6 protein-coding genes are annotated in these 9,848 nt (G+C 74.7%); all 6 read left to right on the forward strand.

What is annotated here, in order from left to right; all coding sequences use genetic code 11:
- Positions 1-158 precede the first annotated feature (158 nt).
- A complete protein-coding gene (gene scy, locus ACSNOH_RS15930) occupies positions 159-4,739 on the forward strand; it encodes a polarized growth protein Scy (RefSeq protein WP_436721984.1) in 4,581 nt (1,526 codons plus the stop codon).
- Between the two features lie 114 nt (positions 4,740-4,853).
- The gene (locus ACSNOH_RS15935) at positions 4,854-5,792 is read left to right on the forward strand and encodes a cellulose-binding protein (RefSeq protein WP_436721985.1); all 939 of its coding nucleotides are present in this window, start codon (positions 4,854-4,856) and stop codon (positions 5,790-5,792) included.
- A 171-nt stretch (positions 5,793-5,963) separates the two neighbouring features.
- Entirely contained in the window at positions 5,964-6,974 is a 1,011-nt protein-coding gene (locus tag ACSNOH_RS15940) for an ATP-binding cassette domain-containing protein (RefSeq protein ID WP_436721986.1), read from the forward strand.
- A gap of 2 nt (positions 6,975-6,976) precedes the next feature.
- Positions 6,977-7,747, forward strand: a complete 771-nt coding sequence (locus ACSNOH_RS15945; RefSeq protein WP_436721987.1) for an ABC transporter permease — start codon at positions 6,977-6,979, stop codon at positions 7,745-7,747.
- A gap of 183 nt (positions 7,748-7,930) precedes the next feature.
- The gene (locus ACSNOH_RS15950) at positions 7,931-8,755 is read left to right on the forward strand and encodes a hypothetical protein (protein ID WP_436721988.1); all 825 of its coding nucleotides are present in this window, start codon (positions 7,931-7,933) and stop codon (positions 8,753-8,755) included.
- Positions 8,756-8,832: 77 nt separating this feature from the next.
- Positions 8,833-9,848, forward strand: a 1,016-nt coding sequence (locus ACSNOH_RS15955) for an ABC transporter ATP-binding protein (RefSeq protein WP_436721989.1), incomplete at its 3' end; no start/stop codon positions are given.

Genomic DNA, 9,848 nt, shown 5'->3' on the forward strand with positions numbered 1-9,848 from the left:
AGTGCGGGTTCGGCCGGGGCCTTGGGGTGGGGGCACCGGACCGGGCTGTACCGATGATCTGACACCATTTCTTCGGAAGGGCGGGCTCCGGATTCCAACCGATACACGCGGGAACGGGCCGGCCGCCAAGGCGACCAGGGGACGGATGGGACCGCGCAGTGCGGGGCAACGACCGCTACGAGGCTGACGACCACCTCTCGCAATTCGAAGCCGAGATGGAGCGGCTGAAGAAGGAGCGGGAGAAGGCGGTCCAGCACGCCGACGACCTCGGCTACCAGGTCGAGGTGCTGCGCGCCAAGCTCCACGAGGCGCGCCGCAATCTCGCCCACCGCCCGGCGTACGACACCGCCGACATGGGTTACCAGGCGGAGCAGTTGCTCCGTAATGCCCAGATTCAGGCGGATCAGATGCGTGCGGACGCCGAGCGCGAGCTGCGCGAGGCACGGGCGCAGACGCAGCGGCTGCTGCAGGAGCAGGCCGAGCGCCAGGCGCGGATGGAGGCCGAGCTCCACGCCGAGGCCGTCGCCCGCCGCCAGCGCCTGGACGAGGAGCTCAACGAGCGCCGCCAGACCGTCGAGTCGCACGTCAACGAGAACGTCGCCTGGGCCGAGCAGCTGCGGGCGCGCACGGAGTCGCAGGCCCGCCGGCTGCTGGAGGAGTCCCGGGCCGAGGCCGAGCAGGCCCTGGCCACGGCCCGCGCCGAGGCCCAGCGCCTGGCCGAGCAGGCCCGCGCCCGCCTGAGCTCCGCGGCCGACGAGGCCCGCGCCGAGGCCGAGGCGCTGCTGCGCCGGGCCCGCACGGACGCCGAGCGGCTGCTGACCGCCGCCTCCGCGCAGGCGCAGGAGGCCACCGACCACGCCGAGCGGCTGCGGGCCGCGGCCGGCACGGAGAGCGAGCAGGCGCGCACGGCCGCGGCCGAGCTGAGCCGCACCGCCGAGGCCCGCCTGCAGGAGGCCGACGCCGCGCTGCGCGAGGCGCGCGCCGAGGCCGAGAAGCTCGTCACGGAGGCGAAGGAGAGCGCTGCCCGCAGCCTGTCCGGCGCCGAGTCGGAGAACGAGCAGCGCACGCGTACCGCCCGGGCCGAGGTCGCCCGGCTCGTCAGCGAGGCCACGAAGGAGGCCGAGGCCCTGAAGGCCGAGGCCGAGCAGCTGCGGGCGGACGCCGCCGCGGAGGCGGAGCGGCTGGTCGCCGAGGCCGCGGAGAAGGCCCGCAGCGCCGCCGCGGAGGACTCCGCGGCCCAGCTCGCCAAGGCCGCCCGCACGGCCGAGGAGGTCCTCTCCAAGGCCTCCGAGGACGCCCGCGCCACCACCAAGGCCGCGGCCGCCGAGGCGGAGCGCATCCGCAAGGAGGCCGAGGCCGAGGCCGAGCGGCTGCGCGCGCAGGCCGCGGACACCGCCGAGCAGCTCAAGGGCGCGGCGAAGGACGACACCAAGGAGTACCGCGCCAAGACCGTCGAGCTCCAGGAGGAGGCGCGGCGGCTGCGCGGCGAGGCCGAGCAGCTGCGGGCCGACGCCGTCGCCGAGGGCGAGCGGATCCGGGGCGAGGCCCGGCGCGAGGCGCTGCAGCAGATCGAGGAGGCGGCGAAGACCGCCGAGGAGCTGCTGGCCAAGGCCAAGGCGGACGCGGAGGAGACGCGCACCGGCGCGGCCGCGGACGGCGAGCGCGTGCGGGCCGAGGCCGCCGAGCGGGCCGCCGCCCTGCGCAAGCAGGCCGAGGAGGCCCTTGAGCAGGCGCGCTCCGAGGCCGAGGAGATGGCCGAGGAGGCAGAGGACCACGCCGAGCGCACCCGCACCGAGGCCGAGGAGGCCGCGCGGAAGCTGCGCGAGGAGGCCGAGAAGGCGGCCGAGGCGCGCCGCGCCGAGGCCGACGCGGAGCTGACCCGCCTGCACACCGAGGCCGAGCAGCGCGTGGAGGCCGCCGAGGAGGCGCTGCGCGAGGCCCGTGCGGAGGCGGAGCGGCTGCGCCGCGAGGCCGCCGAGGAGACCGAGCGGCAGCGCACGGAGACCGCGGAGCGGGTGCGCACGCTGCAGGCGCAGGCCGAGACGGAGGCGGAGCGGCTGCGCGCCGAGGCCGCCGAGGAGGCCGCCGCCGCCCGCAGCGAGGCCGAGTCCGCCGGTGCGCGGCTGCGCGCCGAGGCCAATGCGGAGGCGGAGCGGCTGCGCAGCGAGGCGCAGGAGACCGCCGACCGGGTCCGGGCCGAGGCGAACGCCGCGGCGGAGCGCACGGCCGCCGAGGCCGCCGAGGCGCTGGCCGCCGCTCAGGAGGAGGCCGCCCGCCGCCGGCGCGAGGCCGAGGAGACGCTGGGCGACGCCCGTGCGGAGGCGCAGGCCGAGCGCGAGGCGGCCCGCGAGCAGAGCGAGGAGCTGCTGGCCTCGGCGCGCAAGCGGGTCGCGGAGGCGCAGGAGGAGGCCCAGCGCCTGGTCGAGGAGGCCGAGGCGCGCGCCGCCGAGCTGGTGTCGGCCGCCGAGGCGACCGCCCAGCAGGTGCGGGACTCCGTCGCGGGGCTGCACGAGCAGGCCGAGGAGGAGATCGCGGGCCTGCGCTCGGCCGCCGAGCACAACGCCGAGCGCACCCGCACCGAGGCCCAGGAGGAGGCCGACCGGGTCCGCAAGGACGCGTACGCCGAGCGCGAGCGCGCCGGCGAGGACGCGGCCCGGATCCGGGCCGAGGCGCAGGCGACCGCGGAGGCCGCCGAGGCCCGCGCCGAGCGCACGATCGCGGACGCGGTCACGGAGGGTCAGCGCCTGGAGGCGGAGGCCGCCCGCACGCTGGAGGAGGCCACCGACAGCGCCCACGCCAAGCTCGCCGAGGCGGGCGTGCAGGCGGATGAGCTGCTCGCCGAGGCCATGGCCGAGGCGGAGAAGCTGATCGCGGAGGCCGAGGAGACGGCCGAGGCGGCCCGGCGCGACGCGGAGGCCACGGCCGACGCCGCGCGGTCCGCGGCCGCGGCGCGCCGCTCCGAGGCCGCCGAGCAGGCGGACGCGCTGATGGCCGAGGCCACGGCGGAGGCGGAGCGGCTGGTCGCCGAGGCCACGTCCGTCCTGGACGAGGCCCGCGAGTCGGCGGAGGCGCAGCAGGCGGAGGCGGCCGCGGAGGCCGAGCGGCTGCGCGCCGAGGCCGAGCGGACGGTCACCGAGGCCCGCGAGGAGGCGGAGAAGCACCGCGCCGAGGCCGCGGAGGCCGCCGAGGCGCTGCTCGCGAAGGCGAAGGCGGACGCGGAGCGCACGGTCGCGGAGGCGTCCGCCAAGTCCAAGCAGCTGCGGACCGACGCGTCGGACGCCCTGGCGTCGGCCGAGCAGGACGCCGCCCGTGCGCGGGCGGAGGCCCGCGAAGACGCGAACAAGATGCGTACGGAGGGCCACGCCGAGGCCGCGCGGATCGTCCGCGAGGCCGAGGAGCTGACCTCCGGGGCGCAGGCCGAGGCGGACCGCATCGTCGACGAGGCGCGCGAGGCCGCGGGCCGGCGCCGCACGGAGGCAGCCGCGCAGGCCGACGAGCTGCTCGCCGAGGCCACGGCCGAGGCGGAGAAGCTGCGGGCCGAGGCCGCCGCGGTGGTGGAGGCCGCGCGCCGCGAGGCGGCCCGTACGACCGAGGAGGCCGCGGAGGCCGCCGAGGCCGCGCGCGCCGAGGCAGCCGGTCAGGCGGAGCGCACGCTCGCCGAGGCGGACGCCGAGTCCGAGCGGCTGCGCAGTGACGCCGCCCGTGTCCTGGACGAGGCGCGGGAGGCGGCGAACGCCCGCCGCGCGGAGGCCGCCGAGCAGGCGGACACGCTCGTCGCCGAGGCGACCGCGGAGGCCGAGCGGATGGCCGCGGAGGCCGCCGAGGCGCTGGCCGCCGCGCAGGAGAACGCCAACAGCACGCGCGCGGACTCCGCGCGGATCAAGGCCGACGCCGTCCAGGAGGCGGAGCGGCTGCGCGCGGAGGCGCGCGCCGAGGGCGAGCGGACCGTCGACGACGCCCGCGAGGCGGCCGCCAAGCGGCTGGCCGACGCCGGCGAGCAGGCGGACGCCCTGATCGCCAAGGCGCAGGAGGAGGCGCTGAGCACGGCCGCGGCCGCCGAGGAGCAGGCCGACACGATGGTGGGCGTGGCCCGCCGCGAGGCCGAGCGGATCGTCGCCGAGGCCACCGGCGAGGGCAACGCCCTGGTGGAGCAGGCCCGTACGGACGCGGACACCCTCCTCGCCGAGGCCCGTGGCGACGCCACCGCGATAAGGGAGCGCGCCGACGAGCTGCGCGCCCGCGTCGAGGGCGAGGTCGAGGAGCTGCACGGCCGGGCGCGCCGCGAGGCGGCCGAGGCGATGCAGTCCGCGGGCGAGCGCTGCGACAAGCTCGTCGCGGCCGCGACCGAGCAGCTCGCGGAGGCCGAGGAGAAGGCGAAGAAGCTGCTGTCCGACGCCAGCAGCGAGGCGAGCAAGGTCCGCATCGCCGCGGTGAAGAAGGCGGAGGGGCTGCTCAAGGAGGCCGAGCAGAAGAAGGCCGCCGCCGTACGCGAGTCGGAGCGCCTGCGCACCGAGGGTGCGGAGGAGGCGAAGCGCCTTGTCGAGGAGGGAAAGCGGGAGTTGGAGGTCCTGGTGCGCCGTCGCGAGGACATTCAGGCCGAGATTTCCCGTGTCCAGGACGTGTTGGAGGCGTTGGAATCTTTTGAGGCCCCGGGGGCCGGAAGCGCCAAGGATGGCGGGGTGAAGGCAGCGGCGGGTGCCGGTGCTACACGTTCGGGTGGCAAGCAGTCACAGAAGTAGCCACTCAAACGGGGGGACATTCTCCAGATCTGCCAACCATTCACCTGATGACACGCCGCTCGCACCCCTAGGATTCCCTCTATCACCTCACCGGTCTCTTATGACAGGAACCCCATGAGTGACACTGCCTCCCCCTTCGGCTTCGAGCTTGTGCGGCGTGGATACGACCGCGGCCAGGTGGACGACCGCATTACCAAGCTCGTCGCCGACCGTGACAGCGCACTGGCCCGCATCACCTCTCTGGAAAAGCGCATCGAGGAGCTGCACCTCGAAACGCAGAATGCCCAGGCCCAGGTCAACGACGCCGAGCCGTCCTACGCGGGGCTGGGGGCCAGGGTCGAGAAGATCCTTCGGCTGGCCGAGGAAGAGGCCAAGGATCTGCGTGAGGAGGCCCGGCGCGCCGCCGAGCAGCACCGCGAGCTCGCCGAGTCCGCCGCCCAGCAGGTGCGCAACGACGCCGAGTCGTTCGCCGCCGACCGCAAGGCCAAGGCGGAGGACGAGGGCGCGCGCATCGTCGAGAAGGCCAAGGGCGACGCGGCGACGCTGCGGGCCGAGGCCCAGAAGGACGCCCAGTCCAAGCGCGAGGAGGCGGACGCCCTCTTCGAGGAGACCCGCGCCAAGGCGGCCCAGGCCGCCGCCGACTTCGAGACCAACCTGGCCAAGCGGCGCGAGCAGTCCGAGCGCGACCTGGCCTCCCGTCAGGCCAAGGCGGAGAAGCGGCTCGCGGAGATCGAGCACCGCGCCGAGCAGCTGCGCCTGGAGGCGGAGAAGCTGCGCACGGACGCCGAGCGGCGCGCCCGCCAGACGGTGGAGACGGCGCAGCGCCAGGCCGAGGACATCGTGGCCGACGCCAACGCCAAGGCGGACCGCATCCGCAGCGAGTCCGAGCGCGAGCTGGCGGCGCTCACCAACCGCCGCGACAGCATCAACGCCCAGCTGACCAACGTCCGCGAGATGCTGGCCACGCTGACCGGCGCGGCCGTCGCCGCGGCCGGCGTGCCCGGGGACGACGAGCCCATGTCGCGCGGCGTCCCGGCCCAGCAGAGCCGCTGAACCGACCGGCCACCCAGGCTCCCCGGTCCGTGCCCTGTGCGCCGCCCCTGCGGGCGCACAGGGCAGCGGTACGGCGTCTCCCGTTCTCCGCCGCGCCCGAACGGGTGTCCTTCGCACCCGGACGGGCCGCTACCGCTGGTGAGGTCCGCGGGTCGCCCTTACCGTGGGCGAATGATCGAGCTGCAGGGCCTGACCAAGCGCTACGGCGAGAAGCTCGCCGTCGACGGCCTCACCTGCACCATCCGGCCCGGGATCGTCACCGGCTTCCTGGGGCCCAACGGGGCGGGCAAGTCCACGACGATGCGGATGATGCTCGACCTCGACCGGCCCACCCACGGCACGGTCCTCATCGACGGGCAGCACTACCGGCAGCTGAAGGATCCGCTGCGGACCGTCGGCGCCCTGCTGGACGCCAAGGCGATGCACGGTGGCCGCAGCGCCTACAACCACCTCCTGTGCCTGGCGCAGAGCAACGGGATCCCGCGGGCCCGCGTCCGTGAGGTTCTGGACACGGTGGGCCTCGCCTCGGTGGCCGGAAAGCGCTCCAAGGGCTTCTCGCTCGGCATGGGGCAGCGCCTCGGCATCGCGGGCGCGCTGCTGGGCGACCCGCAGATCCTGATGTTCGACGAGCCCGTCAACGGGCTGGATCCCGAGGGCATCCACTGGATCCGCAATCTGATGAAGAACCTCGCCTCCCAGGGGCGGACGATCTTCGTCTCCTCGCACCTGATGAGCGAGATGGCCCTGACGGCCGACCACCTGATCGTCATCGGCCAGGGCCGGCTGCTCGCCGACACCTCGATGGCGGACTTCATCAAGCAGAACTCGCGGTCGTACGTACGGCTGCGCTCGCCCGAGGCGGAGCGGCTGCTGGACGTGCTGGCGGGTGCCGGGGTCACGGCGGTGACGACCGAGGACGGCCATCTGGAGGTCGACGGCACGGAGGCGGCGGAGCTGGGCGAGCTCGCCGCGCGGCACGGGCTCGTGCTGCACGAGCTGAGCCCCCAGCAGGCGTCCCTGGAGGAGGCCTTCATGCAGCTCACCGCCGAGTCGGTGGAGTACCACGCGCACAGCGCGCCGACGGGCGCGGCCGCCCCGGGCGGTGCCGCCCCGCCGGGCGGTGAGGCGGCACCGGCCGGCGGCGGGTGGGGAGCCGACTGGCGGAAGAAGAAGGGGGCCTGACGGTGGCGGTCGTGGCGCAGGTCCTGCAGTCGGAATGGACGAAGATCAAATCGGTGCGGTCGACGGTGTGGACGCTGGGGCTCGCCCTGGTGGTCACCGTGGCGCTCGGCGCCCTGATCAGCGCTTTCACCAGCAGTAACTTCAAGGAAATGCCGGTGAATGAGCGGGTGAATTTCGACCCGACCTTCACGAGTTTCGCGGGAATGGGGCTCGGCCAGCTCGCCATGATCGTGTTCGGGGTGCTGGTAGTCGCCAATGAATACAGCACCGGAATGATCCGGACTTCTCTGGCGGCGGTTCCGCAGCGCGGCACGTTCCTCTTCAGCAAGATCGCTGTTGCCGCGGTCGTCGCGTTTGTGATCTCAATGGTGACGAGCTTCGTCTCCTTCTTCGTCGGCCAGGCGATGCTCGGCAGTCACCGGACGTCGATCGGCGACGCGGGAGTCCTGCGGGCGGTGATCGGCGGCGGGCTCTACATGACGCTGATCGCGGTGTTCTCGATGGGCATCGCGGCGATGCTGCGGAGCCCCATGCTCTCGCTCGGCATTCTGATGCCGTTCTTCTTCATCATCTCCAACGTCCTCGGCGCGGTGCGGGCGACGAAGAAGGTCGCGCAGTACCTGCCCGACCAGGCGGGCCGCAAGATCATGCAGGTCGTGACGATCGCGGACGACGCGCCGTACGGGCCGTGGGGCGGCTTCGCGATCATGGTGCTGTGGGTGGCGGCGGCGCTGGCGGGCGGGTACGCGGTGGTGAAGCGGCACGACGCGTGACGCCTGGCCGGCGGCTTTTGCCGGCACGCGGGGGCTCCGACACCGACGGATTCCGCCGGACCCTCGCCGCGGGGGTGGGGCGCCGTGGCGGCGGGTAGTTCTTTGCTCGGCGCGTAACCACCGTCTGCCGGATCGGCGGTGCCGGGCCGTGCGTGACGGACGTGGGAGCGAGGAGCCGCCGCCTTGACCGATCGGAGTCTGCGGGCCCTCGGGCTCGACGGCGCGCCCGCCGAGCTGCCGCTCACCTACCCCGGCCGGCCGGTCACCGAGGCCGCCCTGCTCACGGACGGGCACGTCCTGCCGCTGCGGCCGGTCCGAGGGCCGCTGGGCGGATGGCCGGTGGTGACGGAGATGGCCGACGACGGGCAGCCGGCGCTCGACGCGTTCCTCAAACAGCGGCGCGCCGCGCGCAGCGGCACCCGCCGCCCCGTCCTCGCCGTCGGCTCCAACGCCTCCCCCGCCCAGCTGCACCACAAGCTCACCCGGCGCGGCACAGCCGCCACCGTCCCGATGGTGCCGGTCCGCGTGCGCGGCATCGGCATCGGCTGCTCCGCGCACATCGGGCGGCACGGCTACGTGGCCGCCGCGCCCTACGCCGACCCCGCCGCCCGGCACACCCTCGTCGCCGGCTGGCTGGACGACGAGCAACTGGCCGTCATCGATGAGACCGAATTCAACTACCGACGGGTATGGCTGCCGGGCGAGGCGTTTCCCATGACGCTGCCGTCCGGGGAGCCGCTCGGCGGCGCCCACCTGTACGTGGGCCTGCACGGTGTCCTCGCCGACCCCGCCACCGGCCGGCCCCGCCCCGGCGGCGGCGACCAGGGCGCCCTCCTCACCGCCCTGCTGGCGGCCTCCGCGGAGCTGCGCGCCCTGCTGGGCCCCGGCCCGGAGCGCTGGGTCGAGCGGGCGCGGGCGGACGAGGCGGTACGCGCCGCGGGGAGGGCCGTCTTCCACCGGGCCGGCTGGGCCCGCCCCGAGGGCCTGCCCCGGCTTCACCACGAGTAACGGGAACCGTCAGCTCCTCGTTATGCTCCTAACCCTTACGGGGCCTTACGCCCGAAAGAGCTCGCGAGGGGCGAAGAATGATCGAGGCAGTCGGTCTGACAAAGCGCTACGGCGCCAAGACGGCCGTACACAATCTGTCGTTCCAGGTGCGGCCGGGCGCCGTCACCGGCTTCCTGGGACCGAACGGGTCCGGCAAGTCGACGACGATGCGCATGATCCTGGGCCTGGACCAGCCCACGTCCGGGCACGTCACCATCGACGGCCACCCCTTCCGCAGTCTGCCCAACGCCCCCCGCAAGGTCGGCGCGCTCCTCGACGCGAAGGCCGTCCACGGCGGCCGCAGCGCCCGGATGCACCTGCTCTCGCTCGCCCAGCTCGGCGGCATACCCGCCCGCCGGGTGGACGAGGTCCTCGGCGTCGTCGGCCTGCAGGACGTGGCCAGGCGCCGTTCCAAGGGCTTCTCGCTCGGCATGGGCCAGCGCCTCGGCATCGCCGCCGCCCTCCTGGGCGACCCGCAGGTGCTGCTCTTCGACGAGCCGGTCAACGGCCTCGACCCCGAGGGCATCCTCTGGGTCCGCAACCTGATGAAGCAGCTCGCGGCCGAGGGCCGCACGGTCTTCGTCTCCTCGCACCTGATGAGCGAGATGGCCCTGACCGCCGACCACCTGATCGTGATCGGCCGCGGCCAGCTCATGGCCGACATGAGCGTCAAGGACTTCATCTCCGCGAACTCCGCGGACTTCGCGCGCGTGCGCACCCCCGAGACCGAGCCGGAGAGCCGCGAGAAGCTCACGGCCGCGCTCGTCGAGGCCGGCGCCCAGGTGCTGCCCGAGCCGGACGGCGGGATGCGCGTCACCGGCCTGCCGCTCCCCCGGATCAGTGACATCGCCCACGAGGCGGACGTCCGGCTGTGGGAGCTCTCGCCGCACCAGGCCTCCCTGGAGGAGGCGTACATGCGCATGACGCAGGGCGCGGTCGACTACCGCTCGACGGCCGACCAGCTCGCGGCCCTCGCCCCGCCGCCCCCGGGCCACGGCTACGGCCACCCCGGCGCCGCCGCCCCGCAGGGCTGGGCCCCGCCGCAGGGCAACCC

The sequence above is a fragment of the Streptomyces sp. URMC 127 genome, from assembly GCF_051386535.1.
Taxonomy (GTDB): domain Bacteria; phylum Actinomycetota; class Actinomycetes; order Streptomycetales; family Streptomycetaceae; genus Streptomyces.

Coding starts and splice junctions, on each gene's coding strand:
- ACSNOH_RS15935 (WP_436721985.1), top strand. CDS start 4,854: ATGAGTGACACTGCCTCCCCCTTCGGCTTCGAGCTTGTGCGGCGTGGA.
- ACSNOH_RS15940 (WP_436721986.1), top strand. CDS start 5,964: ATGATCGAGCTGCAGGGCCTGACCAAGCGCTACGGCGAGAAGCTCGCC.